A 25,327-nucleotide genomic window follows, 5' to 3' on the forward strand; every position below is an offset into this window, starting at 1 on the left:
CAAAATGAGCACTTTGGTCTATGTTGTGGAAGGATTGCTTGCTATAATAGTAGATAAGTAGCTAATTAACAATATTTTTTGACAATAAATGACAATGAGGAGGGGAGAATTTGAGTTTGAGAAAAAGGTATTCGTCAGGAATCATATTTACTATCATTATCAGTTTTATTCTACATACCTCCTTTGCCGCTGCAGCAGCCACTCCTTCCATAGACTTTTCCGTACAGCCAAGTGCAACTGAATATGTTAAGCCTGTCAACAGTGATGCAGAGGGACGCCTGGATATTGAAGTGGCTCCAAAGGGACAAGCCACTAATGAAGAACGTAAACCAATTGATGTTGTATTTGTCCACGATACTTCAGGATCAATGAAGGATTCCTTTGGCGGGGTGAAAAAAGCTACAAGTGCGGAGAATGCACTGAAAGAATCACTTAAATTTTTCCAACAGAATAAACAGAGCCAGGATAACTATTATTTTGTTCCGTTTGATAGTGACGTAAGTTATAAAAGCTATGGGAATAAAAGAGTAGAACCGACTGAAGGCATTGGCGAAATACAATCAATGGCCGAGAATCTGGATTACGGGGACATGTCGTGTTTTATCTTTTGGTGTAATGAAAAATATGATTTCAGTGTCGGAGGTACAAACTATACCCAGTCATTGGACTATGCTTTATCCAAGTTTTCAGGTATGAGAGATTCAAAGAGATACATCATCTTTCTAACGGATGGAGAACCGACTTCCCTTAAACTTAATAATAAGCAATATACACTTTACAACAATGGCTCGGCTGCTATAGGAAATTCCTATGCCAACTATAATACTGTTAAAAGTATCATCCATGAAAAAGCAGTAAGCTCAGCAGAAAAACTAGGGCAAAACGATGTGAAAATGTACAGCATCGCTTTTGCAGAACAAGGAGAAGTAAATTACCAACTGCTTGAAACCATGTCCAACAAAACTGGTGGAAGGGCAATACAGGCCAATCCTGACAGTCTGTCGAATGTCTTTACCGATATTTCAAAAGAATTTAACTCTCCTTCCATAGAGGGAGAAGTTCAAATAGACTTGAATAAGTTCAATGGAAAAGTGAAACTTGCGCCAAATTCAGATGCCTATGTAGATAGCAATAATGTGGTGCATATGAAATATAAATTCACTTATCCAATCGGCCAAAAACCTACACCGGGCAATATACAAATGAGCCTGCCGCTTCAATTCACACAAAAGGGCCAATATGTATTTGATAATATCAAATTAATATATAAAGATTTTGATGGGAGAACCCAGCCGGCGATTACTCACGACAGTGTGACTATCAATATTGTGGAAGAAGCAGCTCCAAAGTTTGAGAGTGCAGTCAAAATTAACGGCAACCAATATCACACCCCTGAAAACCTAATTAAGATGGGGATGCAAAATAATGAACATAATGAATTCTCAATTGAATATGACTTAACTCCAGCCGGGGTACTTCAGGCAAACAGGTCAGGTGTGCTGAACAACATACGAATTGTCCAGCCGCTTCCTGATGGAATAAGTCTTAAGAGTGAATCTTTACTGTCATCGATAAGCGGCTTGCTTACAAACTCATCCGTTAATGAAATTACTCACAATGGTCAAAGGGCGATTGAGATAAAGCCCGGCAGAGCAATCAATTATAGCGGCAGTCAATTCTCGCCTGCTCGGTTGAATTTGAAAGCTGTTCTCCAGGCGGACTTTGCAATGACCTTAGTTAAAATGCCAAAAGCAGTGATTTACTATGGCGATTCGAACTTCAGTGCCCAAAATCATACTCTGACTTCCCACTCAGGATATATTGGGCTTCAGGTTATCTTGAAAGGAATGACGGACAGCTTCACTTACATTGGAGACCACGCCGGCAAACTGGTGAAAAAGAATGATGCAAGCGGTGAAGTACTTGCAGCGGTAACTCCTAAAGCACTGCCAGTAAGCGGGCTGGAACTGATTGACGGCAGCACAATCAGGGTTCATTACAGGGATAATACTGTTCAAGATGTATATTTAAAAACGAATTTTGAAGTGTTTGAAACTGAAACAGAAAAACTACTCACAAATAATGAAGAAACACCTGGGCCGGCAGCCTTTAAGGTAAGTAAACGTGTCGGCGGGCAGGATGTGGTTTATAAATACAAAATTATCTCTGAAGAAATTGAGACAGACTGGGTTGATTTTGATCCTTCTCAAGCTGTCGAACTTCCATCAGGTTTGATTGGCTCTGTTGAGATCTTGGTCAAAACAGAGGGTGGATTTACACTTAATCAAAATCCAGTAACAAAGAGAATCATCTTGATTAAAAAAGTTAGTGAAATTATCGCATCTCCTAATCCGATAGAGGTAAAAGTTGGAGAGTCTGTAGAGATCGAGATAGAAATCCTTCCTATAGATGCTTCGAATAAGAATATCGAGGTATACCTTGAAAAAGGCAATGGAGACACAGCAGCCAGATACACATTCGAGGGGATTTTAAACAATCGTGCACATAGGATCCTTGGTGTTAACCCAGGTGAGGACCGACTCGTTATTGAGGCAAAAGATGGATCTGGCGTAAAAGTATTTATTCCGGTTACGGTACTTGATCCATATGTAGAGCTGGATGAAGTTCGATTTAAACAAGCCAAAATCAATTTGCCTTTAACAGATCAATGGATCCCGATAGATGCATTCCTGATCTTTAATCCATCAGATGCTACCAATAAGAATCTGGCAGAAACGATTTCATCCACCGATACAATTGAAGTCATTAAAGAAGATGGAGAATGGTATATAAGGACAGAAGAGCTTGGTTATACCACCATAACAGTCGTAGCAGAGGAAGACAGCTCAATTACCGACTCAGCGGTATTTGAAGTCGTGACACCTGAAGAAGGCGGAGAAGATAATCCTTATATAGACGGCAGATGGTAACAAAAAAAGCTTTCCCAATCGGGAAAGCTTTTTCTATTGCACTGAAATTTCATCACTGAAAAGAGAAAGAAATTCTGTTTTAGGAAGAGCATCAATTTTTTGTAGAAGAATATCCCGGTTGTAATTGATGTTAAATCTTGATAAATGATAATCCTGGTCAATCTTTGTCGAGAACAGATCTGCCTGCTGAATGTTGTCAATTTCCCCTCTGATCGCATTAATTTCAAGAGTGTCATTAGCGAATACGCCTCCATCAATATGGAAAAGGGAGCCAACCCCGTACAGTTCTGCGCTGTCGTCCGTGTAAAAGAATGCTTTCAACGGTTTTATGCTTGATTCAGAAACCGTCCCCCTGAAGGATTCCGGTTCTTCACTATCGGCGAAATTTTTATATTCATTCATCCGTGTCATCGTCAGCTTTTCTCCAGATAAAAGTACAAGTTGTTTAGTATTGTTTTCATTTCCAGATATGTTTAAGTTTGAAATAAAAGCTTCACCGCCTGCATAGATGACCGAATCGAAAATCACCTCATCATCTTCCGGCTGGTCTCCTTCGTTACTATTTCCTTGAATTAAAAGGTTTTCTCCAGCAAATAAGTTACCTACAATGGTTGACTGGCTGTCCAGAGATTGAATGGTCAGTGATCTCCCTGCGAGCATATAGCCTGGCTGGCCCTGGCCCTCACTATTAAATAATAAACTATTGTTCCCCTGGATTGTAATATTCCCTGCTGAAATTACATTTCCATTAATTTCAATAGAATCATCTAAATTGATTAAATGGATATCACCAGTCGCAATAATGTCATTAAGGTTGATTGACTTGTTGCCAATAATGTAAATATCTCCATCGGCAATGATTTTACCTGGAAAATCCAGAATGGAATTTACACTGGAAATGACCAGGTCGCCAGGCACCTCAATTGTGGAGCCCAGGCTGTTATCTATGAGTTTATAGCTTAAATCATTCACATTGTTAAACAGATCGAGTCCAAGGATATCTTCAAGTCCACCGTTTACAATATCCAACGGCTGTTTCAGCAAGTCAGGTAAGTTTGCCAGACTGAAGGTATATCCTCTCCTGATAGACTGCTCCAGCTGCTGTGGTAAATTTTGTATTGTTGAAGTTTGAGAGAAACCCTGGTCCTGCTGAATTTCATTGACTCTTTCTGTAAAGGTCTTTTCAAAATCGACACTGATAAATTGGCTGTCATTCTTCAGGAGCGGAAGTCTTTGATGATAAAATTTATCAGCAGTCAAGTAATCCATCACAGCTTTATAGTCAGATTGTGATGCATTAATGTATATATCCCCAAAGATAGACGGGTAGGGTGTTTCTATTTCCTCCTGATCGCCGTCTGTCAATTGGTAATGGGCATTTTTATCAATGGCCAATTCATTGCCGAAAACATTGCCGGCGATATTCGGGGACCCATTCAATATGGTCTTCTCTCCGGCACCGGCCGCATACTTCAAAAATCCCGGGAGCGGGGAAAGGATGATCCGCTTTCGGATAGTGCGAGTCACTTTACCCTCCTTTGTGTCAGGGGTTTGTACAGTTACGACAAACTCCAACACTCTTGTCAGCTGAAGGGATGGGTTGATATCAAAGGTTTTAAGGCTTGCAAGGCTGCCGCCCAAGCACTGATGATCATCGCCGGGTATCAGATATTTAGGGCTGTTTGAAGTCACATCTACTATATTCACGCAGGATATACTGTCATTCATTGAACCAGTTCCGATTTTGGAGGTGAAGTGGGATGTCAGTTTTGATGTAAGGTCCAAGGGGGACAGTTGTTCAATTTTGAAGTTATTCTGGACAAGTTTGGTAGATAAGTCAGCTGTCAACTCATCAATTAACTTCAGTCCTTCATATGTTATGTCGATGTCAGTTTCCCTCACTTCCGTTCTTTTTGCACCCCCAATGGAAGCAGAGAGTACCCCCATCCCGATGGTGATGACGACCAAAGAGGTGATCATAACGGTTATCAAGGTATTTCCCTTTTGATTCAATTTCATTTTTCTCCCCCTTTGTATTAAAATCCAAACTGGCTTTGCAGGTTCAATTGTTTATTATGCCTTATATGGGAAACTTCAAAGTCCAATTCCACTATTGCACTTGTACACTTCCCATCCCCGTCTGTTTCTGAACAGGTGTAGCTGATTTGCGAATCTTTGAAGTCAGAAGGTGTTTCGATGGTTGATCCTCCGGTTGTCCAAACCTGGCGTCCGTCAACCTGCGATAACTTCATTTCAAAATATTGCTGTTCAGTCCTTTGTTTATCCTGGTCAATGACTGCTGGATTATATTGGTTTTGTGCCGTTTCGACACTATCAACAAACTTAAGGCAGTTTTCTTCATCGCATTCCATAACATAATCGAACGGCATCGAGTACAGGCTTTTCATCATCATTGCGGATACATAGTCTGCATCCTCTCTAAGCTGTGATTCTATGCTGACCTTTTCATATATTTTATATCCCGTCAAGAAAGTACCGTAAATGACAGGGAATAAAATGGCGGAGATAGCTATTGTCAGCAAGAGTTCAATCAATGTGAAGCCTTCTTCAGCGTATATCTTCACTTTTAACCGTTCCATCAACCGCTGTACTGAATTCCTTATCATTCGTTATCCACCTCACCTCTGCAATAATGGGAATATAATAGTCCAGCTCTTCCCGTTCACGAGAAGGTACTTCTTCTGATTTTATATCTACTTCATAGGTAGTTTCATTAATTGAAATATCTTTACAGTCTGCCGGAACTAGGTCTCCGGGGGAATATGTCTTATATCCATCATCACAGATTTTAAGGTGTAAATAATGGGTTTCAGGAGATTTTTTTCCTTCGTTGACATCTGAAAATGCCCGTTTCGTTACCAAAAAGCTTTGGTTCTCCATATACATTAAAGCGTTCCGGGCAACATTGACTGCAACGGTTTTCTTTTGATTCATATTCGTATATGTACCAGCCTGGAAGAAAAAATTCAGGAAGACCAATAATACAGTACTTAAAATGGTTACTGAGACTAATACCTCAATAAGTGTCAAACCTTGGTGATTTCTTAAGTTATTTGACAGTTTCATTCTGTCACCTTCTTTCAAAATGCCTAAGTTTATTATACAATATCTAAGAGTCGAATAATGTAGAAGTAGTACTAATTTCATAGAAATTTAATACTTGATGAAGGGAGTGGAAGGATGGAGCAATATATTTTCGCACTGATCGCCTTTGCTGTGCTGCTGCCTGTGTTATTTTTCCTGCCGGGAGAAATAACCAAAAAAGGAAAAGCAGGGATAGCCGGAGGGGCTTTGCTGATTTCTCTTCTGGGTCTGCTGGCAATGAATCAGTATTCGCTTTGGATGGTAGCCATTATATTATTCATTTTAGTTATTGTATCTTCCCTTATGATTGGAAACCGTTTCAGTTCATTGGTAGCGGCTGAAGAAGGGTTGAAAGATGCCAATAATTCCACAGCAGCTGAAAATCATGAAGACAGGCTTGAGGTTGAAACAGAAAATAAAGTTCTTTTTACTTCCTTGGAAGAAGAACAAGAAGTTTCTCAAAATGAAGCTGCAGAACCCCTTTTGGCGGATACACCTATAGAAGAACCAACAGAGATCCCGCAAGAATCAGATAGCGCTGCTGAAGAGTTGGAAGAACTTCCTATTTTGTCTGATTTGGAAACTGAGGAAGAAGAAGCAGATGAGGTTGATGATGACCTGCATAAAGAGCTGTTTGCCAATGAATCCGCATTTGTTGAAACCTTGCAGGAAGAGCAGCCTTCTTCCCAGCAAGAATTAAGTGAGATTGAAGCACTTATTGAGAAGGAAGCTGAATGGGATCAAAGTCAACTCTCCAACGAAGAAGATTTGGAATTGATTGAAGAAGGTACCATTACAGAAGAAGAGATGCCAAAGCTTGAATCTCAATCTTCGGAAATGGATATGGACGAAGAGGAACAAACAGTAGAATTGAGTGAAATTGAGTTATTGATTTCTCAAACCGATGATGACTCCGAAATTCCTGAGCTGGACCTTCCAGAAATTGAAGAAGATAGAGAAGTTCTTGAAGAGGAAAAAGCCGAAGAAGATGGACTGGCTGATATGGAAGAGGTCGAGCTGACTGAACAGGAACTTGACTTCCTTAAAGAGGATGAGGCAGCTTCACAAGGCGAACAGCCGGCTCCCGTAGAAGCTGATGAAGACCTTATACCACTTGAGGAAGAAAATCTTCAGGATGGCATTCTAACAGAAGAAATCATCATGGAAGACGAAACGATTGCAGGTGAAGGAGATTCTGTTACGAAGGAAAATCCTAACGAAGAAGCAGCCATTATAGAAGAGCAGGGAGATATCCAGTCCAGTTCTCCATTACAAACCCGTGTCATCCATGCGATAGCAGAAGAATTGGCATATTACAGGAAAAAGCTCTCAGTCGAAGATTTCGAGGCGATGGTCCATCAATATATGCATCCTCAGCTGCATGACAGAGATTATTATGTGCTTTCCAAGCAGCTGATTCAGCGTTATACCGAATCAAAAGATTACAAAAAACTGAAATTATTTATTGAAGAAATCGAAGGCAGATTCATTTCTTATCCGGTTCTGAAGAGCGAATTGAACCTTTATAAAGAAATGGCCTGGAAAAATATCATAAAACAAATGATGGAACAGGAAAGGGAATAGGTGTGAGTTTATGAAGAAGAGTGCTGAAATTGTAGGTTTGCCGATTATTAGTATCAGTGATGGAGTGGAAATCGGAAGTGTAAAATCGCTTGTCATCAATCCGGAGAAGGGTTCAGTCGACTTTCTGACAATCGAGCATGAGGACTGGCAGGTAAGCGTGAAAGCGATTCCCTTCAAAAAAGTTATTGGGATCGGTGAATATGCTGTAACGGTGGAAAACGGCAATGCGGTGATTGACCTCAACGAAATTCCGATTGCCAATGCACTTGTAAACAAGAAAATCAGAATTACAGATACGAAGGTTATGTCAAGAAAAGGCCAATTGATCGGCGAAGCGAAAGAATACTATGTGGATGATGAAACAGGAAACATCATCGGTATCCTTGTTCATATGAAAGAGGATGAAAAGGTACTGAAATCTGATCAAATCCTTACTTATGGAAAAGACATCCTGATTGTTCAAGAAGGATCAGCTGGCTTCTTCAAGAATGCAGTCGAAGATCTTTTGCCGGAAAATGACAACAATCATATCGGCGGTTCTGAAGAAACAGAGAGCGATGACTTGGAAGATATCAAGAGGCAGCAATCTCAGCTATTGAAAGGAAAAAGAGTCACAAAGGATATTTTTTCAGTATCTGGTGATATCCTGATCGCCAATGGAACTATCCTTTCAGAAGAAGATATCAAAAAAGCACAAAATGAAGGGCCATCCGTATTTGTAGAATTGACAATGAATACCCAAGACTAATGTGAAAGGAGCACCAGACATGGAGAACAGACCTTTTATCAAAGTATTTTTCCCGTTGCTCTCTGCCACCGTATTTATTTTTGGTTTTTCCCATGCCGGCTCTTTTGCACTTAGTAAATTTACGGAAGCCGGTACACTCGGCCAATCGGCAATGGTTGCTTCCGTAGCGGTCGGAGGCCAGTCGGAACAAGAGGCGGCTGAAGCTTTATCCCAGGCAGTGGCTGAGTGGAGAGCAGAAGCTGTCATGAAGGCTGAATTTTCGGGAGAAGAGATGACTCTTGATTTGTCAGTTTTCGAGATTGATATAAACCGCAGTATCCAGCAAGCCGGGGAAGGGGGGTCTGTCCCATTAGCGGTGTCCTTGAACAAAGACAAGCTGATGGAACAACTAGTTTCCGCTTTTCCCGATATGGCTGTAGATGAAATGGATGCTGCTTCATTCCAGGCAGATCTTATCAGCCAAGCTTCCATGCTGCCAAGCAATTCGATCCTTTCATTAAGTGATTATTTTACGGAAGGAACGGTTGAAGAGGTGACAGCTGAAGCGTTGACAGGAGAAATTTCAGTAACGCCTTCTGTAAAGAGATTTATAGAAGCTTTTCCACAGATTACTATAAAAGAAGGCACTGAGTTCTCTTTTCTTCGCCATCTGGAGGAAAACGGTTTTATGACCGATGCAAAAGGAGAAGATCTCAGTGTTATCGCGTCACTTCTTTATAAACTGGTCCTACAATCCAACTTTTCGATAATAGAACGAAATACCAGTTCAGAATTACCGGAGGACATTGAACTTGGATATGAAGCAAAGATTGACAGCGGAAATAATCAGGACTTTGTTTTTGCCAATCCCAATAAAACTGATTTCGTCATTCAATTAGAGCTTTTGGATAACCAACTTTATGGAAAGCTTGTCGGTTTTCCTTTTGCAGCCGATTATAAAGTTACTCTGAAAGATAAAGAAGAGTTCCCTCCAAAGAAAATTGTTCAATATAATCCTTTCCTTAATGAAAATGTTGTGCGAGTAAGCGAAGAAGGCCAAAAGGGTGTCTTGATAAAAGTATATCGCCAAAGCATTGCTGAAAATGGGGAAGTGCTGCAAGACGAATTGATTGCGGAGGACTTCTATCCTCCGGTTCATCGAATTGAGATTCATAGTTTAGAAGCAGCCCCTGAAGGTTCTGATCCGGAAATAGTAGATTTGCCTGCTGATGGCAGCAATGATTCACAAGGCAGTGAAGGGCCGCCTCCTAATTCAGGAAGTGATGAGGGTCAAGATGAGCAGGAAGAAAATACGGGCAGCAAAGATTCCAATGATGATAATGATGCCGGTGATGAAAAGGATCAAAAAAAAACATCACACAATAATAGTGCACAAGCAAAATCTGCAAAATGAACAAAGTAAATTTAGATAAGCTGGTGATAGGATGGTACAGACCAGAAAGAGGCTCGGAGATCTCTTAGTTGAAGCGGGCCTGATATCAGAAGAAAAACTAAATAGGGCACTGCAGGAAAAAGAACAGGGGCAAAAACTCGGTGATGCCTTGTTGCAAAAAGGCTATATTACTGAACAGCAGCTCATCGAGGTCCTTGAATTTCAGCTCGGGATTCCTCACGTCAGTCTTTACCGCTATCCTTTTGATACAAACCTATTTCACTTGATTCCCAAGGAAGAGGCCAAAAGAAATCTGATGATCCCTCTGAAGAAAGAGGGCGAAAAGCTCTACGTGGCGATGGCTGATCCGATGGACTTCTACACAATTGAAGATCTGAGGCTCTCGACCGGGTTCCAGATAGAGACAGCCATCGCGACAAAAGACGATATTCTGAGGGCTGTAACCAAGTACTATGACACCGAAGAAGGCTTTGAGGAACTGGTAAATGACAAGCCTGAAAAAAATAAGGTTGAAGAACAGACGATCGTCGATCAGGATTCACCGATTGTTAAGCTGGTCAATCAAATTCTTTCCAATGCCGTGACTCAAAAGGCGAGTGACATCCATATCGATCCCCAGGAAACAAAAGTGGCGATTCGCTACCGGATTGATGGTGTCTTGAGAACGGAAAGAAATCTGCCTAAGCATATGCAGAGCATGCTCATTGCCAGAATCAAGATCATGGCCAACCTCGATATCACAGAATTCAGGATCCCTCAGGATGGAAGAATCAAGACGAATGTGGACTATAGGCCGGTGGATTTGCGTGTGTCGACACTGCCGACTGTTTTTGGCGAGAAAGTCGTTATGCGTATTCTCGACTTGAGCAGTGCATTGAATGATATTAAACAGCTTGGCTTTAATAAACTGAATTACAAACGTGTCATGGATATGATTCAGCAGCCAACCGGGATTGTGTTGATAACCGGGCCGACCGGTTCAGGTAAATCTTCCACCCTTTATGCAGCCCTGAACCATTTGAACAGTGAAGAAGTCAATATCATCACGATTGAAGATCCAGTAGAGTATCAGTTGGAAGGCATTAACCAAATCGGCGTGAACTCAAATGTCGGACTGACTTTTGCCAAAGGATTGAGATCTATCCTCCGTCAGGATCCGAACATCATTATGGTCGGGGAAATCCGGGATAAAGAAACCGTCGAAGTAGCCATCCGTGCTTCCCTGACAGGGCATCTCGTTCTCAGCACGATCCATACCAATGACTCGCTTGGTACGGTGACAAGGTTGCTGGACATGGGCGTAGAACCATTCCTTGTAGCATCCTCACTGAGCGGAATCGTAGCTCAGCGGCTTGTCAGGAAAGTATGCCGCGACTGCGGAAAAGAGCAGGAGCCGTCTAAACGGGAAATCGAAATTTTTGCCAAAAGAGGTATGAAAATTGACAAAATCATGCGTGGAAAGGGCTGTTCTTCCTGCAACATGACGGGATATAAAGGACGCCTTGCCATTCATGAAGTGCTTGTCATGAATGATGATATGAAAAAAGTCATCCTGAACGGAGAACCGTTCTCCATGCTTCGGGAACACGCCGTTAAAAATAAAACGATCTTCCTAATCGATGATGGCTTGCTGAAAGTAAAGCAGGGCTTGACCACAACCGAAGAAATCCTTCGGGTAGCAATTTTGGAATAGGTGATGATAGTGAAGGAAAAAATTGATTATTTATTGCGTTCAGCTTATGAATTGAAGGCATCTGACATCCACCTGACAGTCGGTGCACCGCCCGTTTTCCGCCTCCATGGAGACCTGAAACGATACGGAAAAGAAGTCTTAAAGCCGGCGGATACAGAAGGAATGGCGAAGTCCATCATTCCGGAAGACCTGTGGAACATGTTCCTGGATCAGGGAGAGCTTGATTTTTCCTATGGTATTCCAGGGGTTTCCCGTTTCCGCATCAATGCCTATCAGCAGCGCTCATGCATCTCGCTGGCAATCCGGATTGTGCCGACGAGCATACCGAGCATAGATGAACTTGAACTTCCTCCTGTTTTGAAAAGAATTACAGAGAAGCCTCAGGGGCTCGTATTGGTTACAGGGCCGACCGGAAGCGGAAAGTCTACGACGCTCGCCTCAATGGTCGATCATATAAACAGGACGATGAGAAAGCACGTTATTACGTTGGAAGATCCGATTGAGTACCTTCATAAACATGGCAGCAGCATTATCGACCAGCGTGAAGTGGGCTTTGACACGAAGAATTTCTCGCGCGGCTTGAGAAGTGCCCTCAGACAGGACCCCGATATTATACTTGTCGGGGAAATGCGAGATCTGGAAACCATTCATACGGCCATTACCGCTGCAGAAACCGGACACCTGGTATTTGCCACTTTGCATACCTCAAGTGCAGCAGCAACGATTGAAAGGATTGTCGATGTCTTCCCTCCAGAGCAGCAGGCGCAAGTCAGGATCCAGCTCGCTTCCGTGCTGGTCGCGATTCTTTCGCAAAGGTTATTTCCGACCGTTGATAAGAAAGGGCGCAGAGCGGCGACGGAACTTCTCGTTAACAATGCCGCAATTGCGAATCTGATCCGTTCCGAGAAAGTCCACCAGATCGATAATATTTTGCAGACTTCAAAAGGAATGGGGATGCATCTCATGTCTTCAAGTATTAAGAATCTATATGAAGCAGGCATTATCAGCCGCGAATCTGCCTTCCCTTATATCGGCATGGAGCAGCCGTCCTAGATGGCCCGCTTTAAATATACAGGGCGCGGACGAACTGGCAAGAAGTCAGGAATATTGACGGCAGCATCGACAAGGGAAGCGATGCTCAAGCTCAAGAACCAGGGAATACGTGTCATTGAAATGAATGAAGTACCGGAAACACTGCTGACAAAAGATATCGCCATCGGCAACCCGGTCAAACTGCAGCATATGGTCATTTTTCTCCGCCAGTTCGCAACGCTTCTGCAGGCTGGTGTAACCGTAGTGGATGCAACGGACATCCTTTCCTCTCAAACAGAAAGCAAGGTTCTTAGCAGAGCCTTGTCTGACATTGAGCTGGAACTTAAGGATGGTAACCCGTTGTCAGATGCACTGGCAAAGCATCGAAGAATATTTGAACCGATGCTGATCAATATGGTCAAAGCCGGAGAAGCTTCCGGAAGTCTTGATGAGACACTGGAAAGCCTGGCGACACACTATGAAAAGCAGCATATGACCAAGCAAAAGATCGTTTCTGCTCTTGCCTATCCGGCAGTGGTCGGCGTCATTGCGATTGCCGTTGTCATCTTCCTGCTGGTTGCCGTCGTGCCGACCTTTGTCACGATGCTTTCAGATTTTGGCGGAGAGCTCCCTGCGATCACTAAATTCGTACTGGGTTCCAGTGAATTCATGCAGAAATACTGGTATCTGGTTACGGCAGCGATGGCGGCATTTGCAGCCGGCATCATGGTGATAAAGAAAAATGAAAAAACAAAATACTACTTTGACTACGCGATGCTGCGCATGCCGATTTTCGGAAGCATGATTCAGAAAGCGGCACTGGCCAGGATGACACGAACATTAAGTTCTCTGTTCTCCAGTTCAGTTCCGATCCTGCAGGCTCTGGCAATCGTCGAGAAAGTTGTTGAAAATGAGGTTATTGCCCGCGTTCTTCGTAATTCAAGGAATTCCCTTGAAGAAGGAACCTCACTGACAGAACCGATGAAAAAGCATTGGGCGTTCCCGCCGCTTGTAACGCAGATGATTGCCATCGGAGAAACAACCGGTTCTCTGGACAGCATGCTCGGAAAAGTCGCTGATTTCTATGAAAAAGAAGTTGAAAACAGTACGGATAGGTTGAAATCATTGATAGAGCCTTTAATGATTGTATTCTTGGCCGCATTGGTAGGAACCATCGTCACCTCGATTATGGTGCCGATGTTCGAGATCTTTAACAATGTCCAAAATTACTAACAATTTCTTTGAAATTTTTACAAATTACCACTTTAACTGACAAAATTGTCATGTATAATTAAAACAGGAATACTATTTACCTAATCTAAAAGAATCATAGGAGGTACGAAAAATGTTTAAGAAAGTCGGTCAAAAACTGAAAGACCAAAGAGGTCTGACTCTTATCGAGTTACTTGCTGTCGTTGTTATCCTTGGTATTATTGCTGCTATTGCTATTCCTAGTATTGGTGGGATTATTAATAACTCGCGTATTGATGCACATATTGCTAATGCTCAACAAATGGTTAGTGGAGCTAGGTTAGCTGTTACGGCAAATGAAGCTGATGATGGCGATAAAATTTCTTTGGATACTCTTATTAGTGATGGTTATTTGGAAGAAGTAGATAATCCTTCTGAAGACTCCTATAGTCGTACTGGTAGTTTCGTTACTATAACAAGAGGCGATAACGGCAATTATTCTTATACTGTTACTTTAGCCGATCAAGATGGAAACCTACATGCCAGTGATATTAATCCAGACACTGCTACTAGGGGTAATATTGATCTTGATGGTACTGCTGCTCCAGCAGATGAAGACATTTAAGTCTAAAGTTACATTGATATTAAATGTTAATACTATTACTATTACTAACTTACGGCCTACTCCTAGGCTCCTTCTACAACGTAGTAGGCCTGCGGGTGCCGCTTAAACAATCGATCGTCAAGCCGCGTTCGGCCTGTCCGGGCTGCGGCCATACACTGACGGCAAAGGAATTAATTCCGGTTATATCCTATTTATTTCAAGGAGGAAAGTGTTCCCGCTGCCGGGGGCACATTTCTCCTCTTTATCCTTTAATCGAAGCTTTAACAGGTATTTTATTTTTAATCTCGTATTTCATCATCGGATGGGAGCCTGAACTTCTGGTCGCTCTCACACTTGTTTCGCTGTTTATGATCATCTTGGTTTCTGATATAAAATACATGATTATCCCTGATAAAGTTCTGCTGTTTTTTTCGGGGCTTTTTTTATTAGAGAGAATTTTTGTCCCTCTCACTCCATGGTGGGATTCACTTGCGGGTGCAGCAATCGGGTTTGCGCTTCTGCTCCTCATCGCTGTCATCAGCAAAGGCGGCATGGGCGGTGGAGATATTAAATTATACGCTGTCATTGGATTCGTTATGGGGGTCAAACCGATGCTTTTATCGTTTTTTCTGGCTACCCTTCTCGGTTCGGTGATTGGGATCATCGGGTTGGCATTCGGCTTCTTTCAGCGGAAAAAACCGATTCCATTCGGTCCGTTCATAGCAGCAGGAGCACTCATATCGTATTTCTGCTACAGTGACATCATCAATTGGTATCTATCATTATTAGTCTGGCAATAGGTAAAGGGGTTATAGTCAATGAACTTTGGGTTGTTTCGTCATAATAATAGAATAGCGAACCTGGTCATCACCGATACAGCAATCCGGTATGCAGACTTGAAGTCTGAGTCTCCTCTGGTCTTGCAAAATTACGGCGAAAAGCTTCTTCCTCAAGGTGTGATTGCGGATGGAAAGATCATTGACTATGAAACCCTTGCCATGATCCTGGAAGAGTGCATTCTTGACTGGGGGATAAAAAAACGGCAGGTCCGTTTCATTGTTCCGAGTACCTCTATTATCATTAAGAGAGTGCTGGTGCCTGCAGACATCAGGGAAGACGAATTGAAAGGGTATCTTTTCATGGAAATCGGCACCTCGATCCATCTGCCTTTTGAAGATCCGCTTTTTGACGTAGTACTGCTTGGTAAAAAAGAGGACAAACAGGAAATCCTGCTGGTTGCATCACCTGAAGAGGTCATTCATTCTTATCGGGATATCCTTGATGAAGTCAAGTTGAAGCCGGTTGTCGCCGATATATCGCCATTGGCACTGTACAGGTATTTTTATCATAATGATATGGTCAAAAGCGGTGACCATGAAATGATTCTTCAATTTGATGAAAAGCTGTTGACCATTTCGATTTTTCATAATAACCAGCCGATCTTCCTCAGGCCGATTTCATTTCAAAATGATGTGGAAATCTCGGAAGCGATGGAAGAGATGAGAGAGTCCCTTATTTACCTGGAAGATACGTTTAAAGAGATTGAGAAGGTATTCAGTTTCTACAAGTACTCACTGAACAAGGGAGAGGTCAACGTCGATAATGTCCTTTTGACCGGTGACCACCCGGGTTTGCAAGGAATCTATACCAGCCTGAAAGACAGAATTGACATCAATATCCGCAAATCCCCGTCAGGAGCGATACTGGCTGCGAATGGTGAAACGGTACCGGGATATTTTGACCTGGCTGTCGGTTTGGCCTTGAAAGAGGTGCTGTGATGCTGATTGACATTAACTTATTGCCAAAGAAAGAGCGAAAGCGCCGGCTACCTGTTTATATTGCGTTTGGAGCACTTATTTTAACTCTTTTGGGGGCTGCTTTCCTTCTTTTGCAAACACAGCTGTCACAGAACGAATTGGATAACCTTGCAAAAGACCTCGAAATGAAGAAGGAATACCGGCTTCAGCAGGAGACAGCGATTAACAGTATAGAGTCATCTGATGGCCTGGAGCAGTTGCAGACGGCTGTCGAATGGGCGGAACAGTACCCGATCGAAACGGTTCCGGTACTTGAACATTTAACCTCCCTTTTACCGGAAAGAGGATTTTTCAGGCAGTTCAGTTATACAGAAGATGGAAGAATCAATTTGAATGTCCAGTTCGATACGAGCAGGCAGGCTGCTTACTTCCTGAATGACTTGAAGAATTCCAAATGGATTGGCGAAGCGAAGCTGGTTTCTGTTGAAACGGCTCAGTCAAACACTTCTTCAGAGACAGTGATTTTGACTGAAGATAAAGTAATGCCGAGGTACATGGGACAATATGAAATTGCTTTGAACCCGGGTTTCATCAAGAATGAACTTCACGATGATAATAAAGGAGGGGATGACGAATGAACCTCCAATATGAAAAAAGAGAGTGGCTTCTGATTTCCGGCTCAATCTTACTTGCCATCATCATCTTAACGGGTATTTACTTCTTACTTTATAACCCGGTGCAGAAGGAAATTACCCTTCGTGAGCAGGAACTGGAAACAGAAGAGAAGTTGATTGCCCTCCTTGATGAGAAAACGAGTAACATTGAAGAGGAAACCTTTCAAAGCTCCATTGCCCTGCAAAAAAGGGTTCCGGTCAAGCCGATGACTGAAAAGCTTCTTCTTGATTTGGAAAAGGCGGAAACCGTATCGAACAGCTTTATTTCCAGCATGCAGTTTTCAGAGGGAGATGTCACACTGCCGCTGGCGTCACAGAGTGCAGAAGAAGACATTGAAAATCTTTCTTCTGCTAATGGTGGAGAGGGTGAAGGTTCAGAAGAGGCACCTGCACAAGAAATCCTTCCGCAAGGCTTGAAAAAGCTGAATGCAACGATTTCTGTGGAATCACCTAGTTATTTTGAAATGGAAAAGTTTTTGGAAGTGCTTGAAGATCTGGACAGGATTACCGAAATCGAACAGATTGCCTTTGAAGGTCCGGAAGAATCGACAATCCAAGGGGACAGTTATGATAAGGTCAGCTATAAGTTGGTCGTAGCAGCTTTTTACCTCCCTGATTTAATGCAATTGATCGAAGAGATGCCGGGGCTTAAGACACCGCCGCCTGCAAACAAGGTGAATCCATTCAGCAGCTACAGCGACCTGGAAGAAGATGAGGACGAATAAATGACTGCCAGCAAAGGGGCTGGATGAATTGAAACTGAATCAAAAGGGATTGACACTCGTTGAACTGCTTGCTGTCATTGTAATCATGGGTATTGTCGGCATGGTTGCCGTGCTTGCGATCGGCCAGATTATCGACAAGTCTAAGCATCAGGCTTTTGTGGCAAATGCCTATACATTGAAGGATGCCGCCAGTCTGTATGCGAAGGAATCTCTCTTATATGATAGAGAACTCACTAAAGTAACATATGAGACTCTTTACGAAAACAATATGATTGAAGAAATCAAGGATCCTTTTACAAATAATTTACTCGATCCGGAAAGTAACCAATCCTATGTAATAATCGATAGAGAACAAGTCAGCTCCATCTGTTTTATTGGAGAGACCAAAAAAATCTGTAATCAAGTTGATGATGATGAATCACCTGTGCTAATTGAAGACCTTGATACAGCAGCCATTCAGGACAATTGAAAAAATTGGCGAAAACCTCTGGGGGCAAGACGACAAAAGTCTTGTTCTTTTTTTTATGCCTTGTGATAGCATAAAAAAAACGACACAGAGGAGGGGGACATAATTGGACAAGCAGGGAAAAAAGGATGCCAGCATCACAATCAAAATCAACGGGGATAAAAAGAAGTTCAAGGAAGAAGAACTGCTTGTACATAATTGGAAGTTAGGAGAAGAAGAATCCGCCGCTGCTGAAGAGAGTGCCGAAGAAGATTCTTTCGACTGGGTCCTTCCTGATGAAGAACCAGTCCCTAAAGAATTCAAAAAAATTAATTATGTACAAAAAAAGAAGGGGAAAAGACAGTTTGGAAGTCGTCAGCTGACACCGGGGATTTCCCGGCTGATTTATACGCTAGTCGGTGCCATTGCAGTCTCCTTGGTTTTTGGATTAATTATTCTTAATGTCATTACAGAGGGAGAACAATCTGCACCGGCTATTCAGCTGCAAGAAGAGGAAGCTGCTGGAGCGGGAACTGGAACTGAGGCTGTGAAAGGAGCAGTAACGATTGAAAGCTTTAACGCTTCTGTGGTGCAAGGCGGGGCATTTTCTACTGAGGAGTCGGCAAAAGCTACGCAGGCATCATTGCAGGGTAAAGGGATTCCTACAGTGATCTTGGCCATGGATTCGAACCAGTACCTGTTCCTGGCTACCTCCGGGGATCTCGAAGGTGCCAAATCATTGGGAGAAAAGCTGGCTGCAGAAGACATCAAAGTCTATGCAAAAGATATCGTTCTTCCTGAGAAACAGTTCGAGGGAACAGAAGCGGATGCTGCTTTTGCCAAGAAAACAAAATCAGTTTTTACAGCACTGGCATCTGAAAGTTCAAATGCCTATACAACCGGCAAAGTAAATAACGAAAAAATGACGGAAATCTCAGCACTTATAAAAGAATTAAATGGGATGAAAGCAGATAGTGACGGGGTGAAGAACTTAAAGGAAAAACTTGAATCCGCAGCCCTTAATCTGCAGGAATATCAATCGTCCTCACAACTGCAAAAATTAATGGCTGCACAGCAATCTCTTCTAAGCTATCTAGAAGCCTATCACAAATTGTAGACTGTTCAGGTATTTTGTATATTTTCCGGGAAATATATAAGTAGATGCTGAGGGTAATGTAATTGGATCATTTTCAAAGGACAAAAGGAAAATTACCGAAAACTTGGAGGACGAAATCGCTTAAGATTTCGTCCTCTTTTGTCTAAATAAAGATAGGGTAAGTTTATTTTAGAAGATGAATTAACACTGGTATTAGCAAAAACAAAAACAGGATTATTAAGTGTCGTTATGTTGGTAAAATGGAAGAAGATTGTTAATGGTTTTACACTACATAAATGAAAAATTAAACTGCAAACTATATATGATTGGAGCGGAAGGTGCACGACCTCCTGCGGGACTAGCGGGACAGGTGAGACCCCACAGGCACAGCCGAGGAGGCTCACCGCCCGCCCCGCGGAGTCGTGCACCTGAAGCGGAAATCTTAGCACAATTAAAGATTCAGATTAATAAGCGTCGAACAATCCCAGCTCCTCTTAATAGTTGTGAATAGGACAACTATTTGGTACGATGAACTTGTATCTCCCAATCTTACGGAAGAAGGGAAAGGTGTATGAATTGTCAAACCTCATTTTAGCTTCAGGTTCCCCCCGCAGAAAAGATCTTCTACAACAAATCCAACTTTCTTTCACTGTCTCAATCAGCCATGCAGATGAAACATATTCAGAAGGTTCACCGCCTCATGAAGTCGTCATGGAACTCGCGAAACGAAAAGCACTTTCTGTTGCAAAAGACAATCCAGGTTCATTTGTGATCGGCTCCGACACCGTTGTGGTCCATCAGGATGAAATTCTGGGAAAACCGGCTGATTCCACTCATGCCAAGCAAATGCTGCGAGCCCTTTCTGGAAACACACACTCAGTTTATACAGGTGTAGCCATTGTGAAAGACGATCAGCAAAAATTGTTTTACAAAAAAACGGATGTAACGTTTTGGGAGCTGGCAGAAGAGGAAATAGATACCTATACAGCTTCTGGTGAACCAATCGATAAAGCAGGCGGTTATGGAATCCAGGGATTTGGCGCCTTCCTTGTAAAAGAAATTCATGGTGATTATTTTTCAGTTGTAGGACTGCCGATTTCCCAGGTATACCGCAGCTTGCAGGAGATGGGTTATCACCCATAAGCCTATTTTTTCTCTTATGACTCCCAATCGTTAGCCATGGGAGGAAAGATGAATTGACGGAAACGAAACTGATGATAAGGGACTACCCCACTGATGAGAGGCCAAGGGAACGCATGGTGCAGAGCGGTCCGGCAAGCTTGTCAAACCAGGAGCTGCTGGCAATCATTTTGAGGACAGGCACAAAATCGGAGTCTGTTCTTCAATTGTCAAATCGTGTCCTGACGACCTTTGAAGGATTGAGGCTTTTAAAGGAAGCATCCCTCGAGGAAATCACGGATATCAACGGAATTGGTCTGGCAAAAGCCGTTCAGATAATGGCCGCTGTTGAAATTGGGCGGCGCATCGCGAATCTGGAATATGATGACCGGTATTCGATACGTTCTCCTGAAGATGGTGCGAACTATGTTATGAATGATATGAGGTTCCTGTCACAGGAGCACTTCGTCTGCCTTTATCTCAATACCAAGAATCAAGTATTGCATAAGCAGACGATTTTTATCGGAAGCCTGAATGCTTCCATCGTGCATCCCCGCGAAGTCTTTAAAGAAGCTTTCCGGAGGTCGGCAGCTTCCATCATTTGTATCCATAACCATCCTTCCGGTGACCCGACCCCCAGCCGGGAAGATATCGAGGTCACGAAGAGGCTGGCTGAATGCGGAAAGATCATAGGGATAGAGGTTCTTGACCACCTGATCATCGGAGAGAAGAAATATGTCAGTTTAAAGGAAAAAGGCTACTTATGATACTTTGTTTTCTGGAATGGTTGAGCTATAATATTGTTTATGATTTTTGCAAGCTTGGTTAAATATAAAGTGAAAGCACTTATATAGATTGGAATGTGCCCATTCCGTATTAGAAAGGGAGATACAACAATGTTTGGAACAAAGGATCTTGGAATAGATTTAGGAACGGCTAATACACTCGTATATGTTAAAGGAAAAGGAATCGTCGTCCGTGAACCATCAGTCGTCGCTTTGCAGACAGACTCAAAGCAAATCGTCGCTGTTGGGAATGACGCTAAAAATATGATTGGCAGGACTCCCGGCAATGTCGTTGCCCTGAGGCCTATGAAAGACGGTGTCATTGCCGATTATGAAACAACTGCGACTATGATGAAATATTACATAAAGCAGGCTACGAATGGGAAGGGATCTTTTTCACGTAAGCCTTATGTGATGATCTGTGTTCCATCAGGCATAACAGCGGTTGAAGAACGTGCTGTCATAGATGCGACACGCCAGGCGGGGGCAAGGGACGCTTACACGATTGAAGAGCCTTTCGCAGCAGCGATTGGTGCCAATCTGCCTGTTTGGGAGCCGACTGGAAGCATGGTAGTCGATATCGGCGGCGGAACGACTGAAGTCGCAATCATTTCCCTGGGCGGAATCGTTACAAGCCAATCCATCAGGGTTGCCGGAGATGAGATGGATGAGTCGATCATTAATTACATCAGAAAAACCTACAACCTTATGATCGGGGACCGTACAGCTGAAACAATCAAAGTTGAAATTGGTTCAGCAGGCGATTCGGAAGGCATTGATACATTGGATATTCGCGGCCGTGACCTACTGACCGGCCTGCCGAAAACGATTGAAATCACAGCAGACGAAATTGCTGCTGCCCTTCGTGATACGGTGTATTCCATTGTGGATGCAGTGAAGAGCACCTTGGAGAAGACTCCGCCGGAGCTTGCAGCAGATATCATGGACAGAGGAATTGTCCTGACAGGAGGAGGCGCACTTCTTCGCAACCTCGATAAGATCATTAGTGATGAAACGAAAATGCCGGTTCTTATAGCAGAGAATCCGCTTGACTGCGTGGCTATCGGCACAGGGAAAGCATTGGACCATATCGACTTATTTAAAAATAAAAAATAATATTTCGCAACTGTTAAAAATGGGGCTGCACTCATTGAAAGGTTTTGTGGGCAGCCCCTTCTTGTTTGTACAGAACTGAAAAGCAATCCACTCTATTAAGTATCAACACTTCTATGGCTCGTTTTTGCGTAAAATGCTCTTTTTCCTTTATAAGAAAAATGGTAGATTAAGAAGTGTACATGTTGTATTCATTCATATCACATCAGGAGAGAAAATAAGTGTAAAAGATAGAGGTGTCTTTCATCATGCCCCGCTTTTTTTTGAATAAACGATTGATCATCCTTCTTGTCAGCATCATCGTGCTGGTGGCATTGATAGGATATTCTGTTCGTGAAAGGGATAATATATCCTGGCCCGAACAATTTGTAGGAGATATTGTCGGATTCGGCCAGTCGCTGGTTTCCAGGCCTGTCAATTCCATTTCCGGATTTATTGAGAATGTGAAAGATCTGCAGAATACGTATACAGAAAACCAAAAACTGAAATCCCGCCTTGAAGAGCTCGTGAAATTGGAGACGATGGTAAAAGATCTTGAAAAGGATAACGAGGAACTGCGCCAGATTCTCGGCAAGGAAGAGAACCTGCGAGATTATGATCCCATCCAGGCGACAGTGATTGCAAGGAATCCAAGCCAATGGGATGACCTGTTGATCATTGATAAAGGAAAGGTCCAGGGTGTTCAATCGAATATGGCTGTCATTACTTCCCAAGGATTAATCGGAAAGGTGAAAAGTGTTAAACAGTTCTCTTCCACCATTGAACTGCTTAGTACAAAAAACCCGAACAACCGGATTTCCGCTCTGATTCAGGGAGATGTTAATGCTGTAGGGTCTATAGAAGGATATGATACGGACCGGGATCAGCTTCTTGTAAAGCGGATTCCCAACGATATCAAGCTGAAGGAAGGATCGAAAGTGATCACGTCAGGCTTGGGCGGCGTGTTTCCGAAAGGCCTCCCGATTGGGGAAGTGAAGGAAATTGTCCCGGATCAATATGGCCTGACACAGACAGCTTATGTGAAACCAACAGCTGACTTCTATCACCTTGAACATGTAATGGTTGTGAACAGAAGCAAAAAGAGTGTCGATTTAGAGGAACCTGAAGATGCGGAGGGAGAGGAATGAAACGACTTCTCCTTCCGCTGATAGCTTTAATCTGCTTCTATGGCTCCAGCGTATTCGTTACGCTTCTGCCCATGGAAGTTTATAATAGTGACAGGGTTCTTGTTCCTCACTTTTTAATCATTTTCATCATGTTGATAAGTGTGTATTACCATAATGCTACGGCCATTTTGTACGGGTTTATCTTCGGCTTTCTATACGATTCATTTTTCACTGAAGTCCTTGGGGTGCATTTGTTCATATTCCCATTCACAACCTTTTTGACATCAAAGATCATGAAGGTGCTTCACAGCAACCTGATTGTTACCGGTATTGTCATTTTATTGAACCTGTCTATATTGGAATTCCTTGTGTATGAGATCAATTTACTGATCGGAAAGACAGGGTGGGATATTGTAACGTTTGCTGATCTTCGGCTATGGCCGACATTAGTGCTGAATGCAGTTTTTATGATCATTTTCTCGTACCCTTTAAAAGCACTGCTTTTGAAGCTTGAGAAAGAAAGGCTTGAAGACTGAGTCCTTTTGCCCATAATGTTTGTCAGCCTGCTGAAAAATAGTATGTTAGGTTAAAGGGAAACAGCAGTAAGAAACAATTTCTATCACCTCACATCCCGGCTGCAATAAAATACAAAAAGCATGTTTTAAAAAAAGGAAACGGGCATGCTTTTGTCGAATTAAATGACGACTGAGGTGAATTATTCCGACATGAAAAATAGGCAAAATGTTATGATTAAGGGAACAAAAGATGGCCTTACTCTCCATCTGAATGATCAGTGTTCCTTTGTTGAACTTAAGAATGAGTTAAAGGACAAGCTTTCAGCCCAATACCACCATAATGAGGATTCTCCGCTCATCACTGTGAAGATACAGGCGGGAAACAGATATTTAACACCGCCCCAAAAAGAGGAACTGAAGAAGGTTGTCACTGAAAAACGCAATTTGTCAGTACAAGAGATCTCAAGCAATGTAATGACGAATGAAGAAGCGGTAAAACTTAAAGAAGAAAGTGAAATCCATACAATAGCCGGAGTCATCCGTTCCGGACAGGTCATTGAAGCCCCAGGGGATCTATTGATCATTGGGGATGTGAACCCCGGCGGAACGGTAAAAGCCGGCGGCAATCTTTACATCCTTGGTTCTTTAAAAGGGATCGCTCATGCAGGCTATATGGGGAGCGATGAAGCGGTTATTGTCGCATCCCAAATGATACCTTCCCAGCTGCGGATTTCTGATTGCCTGAACAGGGCTCCTGATCATTTCGATAAAGATGAAAGTCACGAAATGGAGTGCGCTTACATAGATGATTCTAATCAAATCGTAATTGACAGATTGCAAGTGTTAAAGCATCTAAGACCGAATATTACTAGTTTTAAAGGGGGACGCTAATGTGGGTGAAGCAATTGTAATTACTTCTGGTAAAGGCGGAGTAGGGAAAACGACTACATCTGCGAATGTTGGTACGGCATTAGCTCTGCAAGGGAAAAAAGTGTGTTTAGTAGATACGGATATCGGGCTTCGTAACCTTGATGTCGTTATGGGACTGGAGAATCGTATCATCTATGATCTCGTGGACGTTGTCGAAGAACGCTGTAAAATCCATCAGGCACTTGTGAAGGACAAGCGGTTCGACGATAAATTGTTCCTGCTTCCCGCTGCGCAGACGAGCGACAAATCTGCTGTTTCTCCAGCTCAGATGAAAAAATTGATTGATACGCTTAAACAGGACTATGATTATATTATCATCGACTGTCCTGCAGGGATCGAGCAAGGCTATAAAAACGCTGTAGCCGGAGCTGACAGGGCGATTGTTGTCACGACCCCTGAAATTTCTGCTGTAAGGGACGCCGACCGCATCATCGGCCTGCTTGAAAAAGAAGACATAGAGCCTCCGAAACTGATCATCAACCGCATCCGCACCCATATGATGAAAACCGGGGAAATGCTGGATGTAGATGAGATTACTACGCATCTTTCCATAGATTTGATCGGCATTGTCGCGGATGATGATAATGTCATAAAATCATCCAATAAAGGCGAACCGATTGCAATGGATCCAAGCAGCAAGGCCTCTATTGCTTACCGAAATATCGCCCGCCGAATCCTGGGAGAATCTGTTCCTCTTCAATCCCTTGATGATGACAGACCGGGTGTGTTCACCAAACTGAAGAAGTTCTTTGGTGTGAAGGCGTAAAAGAATTTGCATCGTA

24 protein-coding genes are annotated in these 25,327 nt (G+C 42.8%); 21 read left to right on the forward strand and 3 right to left on the reverse strand.

The genetic code is table 11. The annotated features are described in order from the left end of the window. Positions 1-110 precede the first annotated feature (110 nt). Positions 111-2,930, forward strand: coding sequence for a vWA domain-containing protein (locus M1E09_RS05570; RefSeq protein WP_456273863.1), 2,820 nt, complete (start codon positions 111-113; stop codon positions 2,928-2,930). Between the two features lie 33 nt (positions 2,931-2,963). Here M1E09_RS05570 and M1E09_RS05575 read toward each other — a convergent pair whose 3' ends face one another. The 3 genes from M1E09_RS05575 to M1E09_RS05585 are packed head-to-tail and all read right to left on the reverse strand — an operon-like array spanning position 2,964 to position 6,017. After that, positions 2,964-4,949, reverse strand: a complete 1,986-nt coding sequence (locus M1E09_RS05575) for a hypothetical protein (protein WP_456273864.1) — start codon at positions 4,947-4,949, stop codon at positions 2,964-2,966. 17 nt (positions 4,950-4,966) lie between these two features. Next, a complete protein-coding gene (locus M1E09_RS05580; RefSeq protein ID WP_456273865.1) occupies positions 4,967-5,557 on the reverse strand; it encodes a PilW family protein in 591 nt (196 codons plus the stop codon). Next, entirely contained in the window at positions 5,499-6,017 is a 519-nt protein-coding gene (locus M1E09_RS05585; protein WP_456273866.1) for a type IV pilus modification PilV family protein, read from the reverse strand. Before M1E09_RS05585 ends, M1E09_RS05580 begins: the two co-directional genes overlap by 59 nt. Positions 6,018-6,131: 114 nt before the next feature. Here M1E09_RS05585 and M1E09_RS05590 point away from each other — a divergent pair, with 114 nt between their 5' ends. The 20 genes from M1E09_RS05590 to minD all read left to right on the forward strand — a co-directional run bounded on the left by M1E09_RS05590 (position 6,132) and on the right by minD (position 25,311). Continuing rightward, on the forward strand, positions 6,132-7,619 hold the full coding sequence (locus M1E09_RS05590) for a hypothetical protein (protein WP_456273867.1): 1,488 nt from the start codon (positions 6,132-6,134) through the stop codon (positions 7,617-7,619). A 10-nt stretch (positions 7,620-7,629) separates the two neighbouring features. Further along, complete coding sequence (locus tag M1E09_RS05595; RefSeq protein ID WP_456273868.1) at positions 7,630-8,367, forward strand: PRC-barrel domain-containing protein; 738 nt, start codon at positions 7,630-7,632, stop codon at positions 8,365-8,367. Between the two features lie 19 nt (positions 8,368-8,386). Further along, a complete protein-coding gene (locus tag M1E09_RS05600) occupies positions 8,387-9,760 on the forward strand; it encodes a VanW family protein (RefSeq protein WP_456273869.1) in 1,374 nt (457 codons plus the stop codon). A 31-nt stretch (positions 9,761-9,791) separates the two neighbouring features. Then, positions 9,792-11,453, forward strand: coding sequence for a GspE/PulE family protein (locus M1E09_RS05605; RefSeq protein ID WP_456273870.1), 1,662 nt, complete (start codon positions 9,792-9,794; stop codon positions 11,451-11,453). Between the two features lie 9 nt (positions 11,454-11,462). Further along, positions 11,463-12,506, forward strand: coding sequence for a type IV pilus twitching motility protein PilT (locus tag M1E09_RS05610; RefSeq protein WP_456273871.1), 1,044 nt, complete (start codon positions 11,463-11,465; stop codon positions 12,504-12,506). Further along, on the forward strand, positions 12,507-13,718 hold the full coding sequence (locus M1E09_RS05615; RefSeq protein WP_456273872.1) for a type II secretion system F family protein: 1,212 nt from the start codon (positions 12,507-12,509) through the stop codon (positions 13,716-13,718). A 112-nt stretch (positions 13,719-13,830) separates the two neighbouring features. Beyond that, entirely contained in the window at positions 13,831-14,301 is a 471-nt protein-coding gene (locus M1E09_RS05620) for a prepilin-type N-terminal cleavage/methylation domain-containing protein (protein WP_456273873.1), read from the forward strand. Between the two features lie 23 nt (positions 14,302-14,324). After that, the gene (locus tag M1E09_RS05625) at positions 14,325-15,080 is read left to right on the forward strand and encodes a prepilin peptidase (RefSeq protein WP_456273874.1); all 756 of its coding nucleotides are present in this window, start codon (positions 14,325-14,327) and stop codon (positions 15,078-15,080) included. 18 nt (positions 15,081-15,098) lie between these two features. Further along, entirely contained in the window at positions 15,099-16,058 is a 960-nt protein-coding gene (gene pilM, locus M1E09_RS05630; RefSeq protein WP_456273875.1) for a type IV pilus biogenesis protein PilM, read from the forward strand. After that, positions 16,058-16,675 (forward strand): PilN domain-containing protein, encoded by a 618-nt coding sequence (locus M1E09_RS05635; RefSeq protein WP_456273876.1) that lies wholly within the window; start codon positions 16,058-16,060, stop codon positions 16,673-16,675. Before pilM ends, M1E09_RS05635 begins: the two co-directional genes overlap by 1 nt. Next, positions 16,672-17,436, forward strand: coding sequence for a hypothetical protein (locus M1E09_RS05640; RefSeq protein ID WP_456273877.1), 765 nt, complete (start codon positions 16,672-16,674; stop codon positions 17,434-17,436). Before M1E09_RS05635 ends, M1E09_RS05640 begins: the two co-directional genes overlap by 4 nt. Positions 17,437-17,464: 28 nt before the next feature. Next, a complete protein-coding gene (locus tag M1E09_RS05645) occupies positions 17,465-17,905 on the forward strand; it encodes a type II secretion system protein (protein WP_456273878.1) in 441 nt (146 codons plus the stop codon). A 103-nt stretch (positions 17,906-18,008) separates the two neighbouring features. Further along, entirely contained in the window at positions 18,009-18,998 is a 990-nt protein-coding gene (locus M1E09_RS05650; protein WP_456273879.1) for a hypothetical protein, read from the forward strand. A gap of 555 nt (positions 18,999-19,553) precedes the next feature. Beyond that, positions 19,554-20,120: a Maf family protein gene (locus tag M1E09_RS05655; protein WP_456273880.1), complete on the forward strand. Its 567-nt coding sequence runs from the start codon at positions 19,554-19,556 to the stop codon at positions 20,118-20,120. Between the two features lie 71 nt (positions 20,121-20,191). Then, positions 20,192-20,863: a RadC family protein gene (gene radC / locus M1E09_RS05660; protein ID WP_456274910.1), complete on the forward strand. Its 672-nt coding sequence runs from the start codon at positions 20,192-20,194 to the stop codon at positions 20,861-20,863. 129 nt (positions 20,864-20,992) lie between these two features. After that, on the forward strand, positions 20,993-21,997 hold the full coding sequence (locus M1E09_RS05665) for a rod shape-determining protein (RefSeq protein WP_456273881.1): 1,005 nt from the start codon (positions 20,993-20,995) through the stop codon (positions 21,995-21,997). A 245-nt stretch (positions 21,998-22,242) separates the two neighbouring features. Next, complete coding sequence (mreC, locus tag M1E09_RS05670; RefSeq protein ID WP_456273882.1) at positions 22,243-23,121, forward strand: rod shape-determining protein MreC; 879 nt, start codon at positions 22,243-22,245, stop codon at positions 23,119-23,121. Then, positions 23,118-23,636, forward strand: a complete 519-nt coding sequence (gene mreD, locus M1E09_RS05675; RefSeq protein WP_456273883.1) for a rod shape-determining protein MreD — start codon at positions 23,118-23,120, stop codon at positions 23,634-23,636. The genes mreC and mreD overlap by 4 nt, the downstream gene beginning before the upstream one ends. A gap of 189 nt (positions 23,637-23,825) precedes the next feature. Further along, positions 23,826-24,506, forward strand: a complete 681-nt coding sequence (minC, locus tag M1E09_RS05680) for a septum site-determining protein MinC (protein WP_456273884.1) — start codon at positions 23,826-23,828, stop codon at positions 24,504-24,506. Between the two features lies 1 nt (position 24,507). Then, complete coding sequence (gene minD / locus M1E09_RS05685) at positions 24,508-25,311, forward strand: septum site-determining protein MinD (RefSeq protein ID WP_456273885.1); 804 nt, start codon at positions 24,508-24,510, stop codon at positions 25,309-25,311. Positions 25,312-25,327: the final 16 nt, after the last annotated feature.

The sequence above is a fragment of the Bacillus sp. AK031 genome (genome assembly GCF_053903065.1).

What these genes read in the sequence shown, in the direction of transcription:
- M1E09_RS05580 (WP_456273865.1), bottom strand. Translation starts at nt 5,557, where the DNA reads ATGATAAGGAATTCAGTACAGCGGTTGATGGAACGGTTAAAAGTGAAG.
- mreC (WP_456273882.1), top strand. Translation starts at nt 22,243, where the DNA reads ATGCCCCGCTTTTTTTTGAATAAACGATTGATCATCCTTCTTGTCAGC.
- M1E09_RS05620 (WP_456273873.1), top strand. Translation starts at nt 13,831, where the DNA reads ATGTTTAAGAAAGTCGGTCAAAAACTGAAAGACCAAAGAGGTCTGACT.
- M1E09_RS05585 (WP_456273866.1), bottom strand. Translation starts at nt 6,017, where the DNA reads ATGAAACTGTCAAATAACTTAAGAAATCACCAAGGTTTGACACTTATT.
- M1E09_RS05635 (WP_456273876.1), top strand. Translation starts at nt 16,058, where the DNA reads ATGCTGATTGACATTAACTTATTGCCAAAGAAAGAGCGAAAGCGCCGG.
- M1E09_RS05625 (WP_456273874.1), top strand. Translation starts at nt 14,325, where the DNA reads ATGTTAATACTATTACTATTACTAACTTACGGCCTACTCCTAGGCTCC.
- M1E09_RS05575 (WP_456273864.1), bottom strand. Translation starts at nt 4,949, where the DNA reads ATGAAATTGAATCAAAAGGGAAATACCTTGATAACCGTTATGATCACC.
- mreD (WP_456273883.1), top strand. Translation starts at nt 23,118, where the DNA reads ATGAAACGACTTCTCCTTCCGCTGATAGCTTTAATCTGCTTCTATGGC.
- M1E09_RS05590 (WP_456273867.1), top strand. Translation starts at nt 6,132, where the DNA reads ATGGAGCAATATATTTTCGCACTGATCGCCTTTGCTGTGCTGCTGCCT.
- M1E09_RS05665 (WP_456273881.1), top strand. Translation starts at nt 20,993, where the DNA reads ATGTTTGGAACAAAGGATCTTGGAATAGATTTAGGAACGGCTAATACA.
- M1E09_RS05640 (WP_456273877.1), top strand. Translation starts at nt 16,672, where the DNA reads ATGAACCTCCAATATGAAAAAAGAGAGTGGCTTCTGATTTCCGGCTCA.
- M1E09_RS05600 (WP_456273869.1), top strand. Translation starts at nt 8,387, where the DNA reads ATGGAGAACAGACCTTTTATCAAAGTATTTTTCCCGTTGCTCTCTGCC.
- M1E09_RS05595 (WP_456273868.1), top strand. Translation starts at nt 7,630, where the DNA reads ATGAAGAAGAGTGCTGAAATTGTAGGTTTGCCGATTATTAGTATCAGT.
- pilM (WP_456273875.1), top strand. Translation starts at nt 15,099, where the DNA reads ATGAACTTTGGGTTGTTTCGTCATAATAATAGAATAGCGAACCTGGTC.
- radC (WP_456274910.1), top strand. Translation starts at nt 20,192, where the DNA reads ATGATAAGGGACTACCCCACTGATGAGAGGCCAAGGGAACGCATGGTG.
- M1E09_RS05605 (WP_456273870.1), top strand. Translation starts at nt 9,792, where the DNA reads ATGGTACAGACCAGAAAGAGGCTCGGAGATCTCTTAGTTGAAGCGGGC.
- M1E09_RS05615 (WP_456273872.1), top strand. Translation starts at nt 12,507, where the DNA reads ATGGCCCGCTTTAAATATACAGGGCGCGGACGAACTGGCAAGAAGTCA.
- minC (WP_456273884.1), top strand. Translation starts at nt 23,826, where the DNA reads ATGAAAAATAGGCAAAATGTTATGATTAAGGGAACAAAAGATGGCCTT.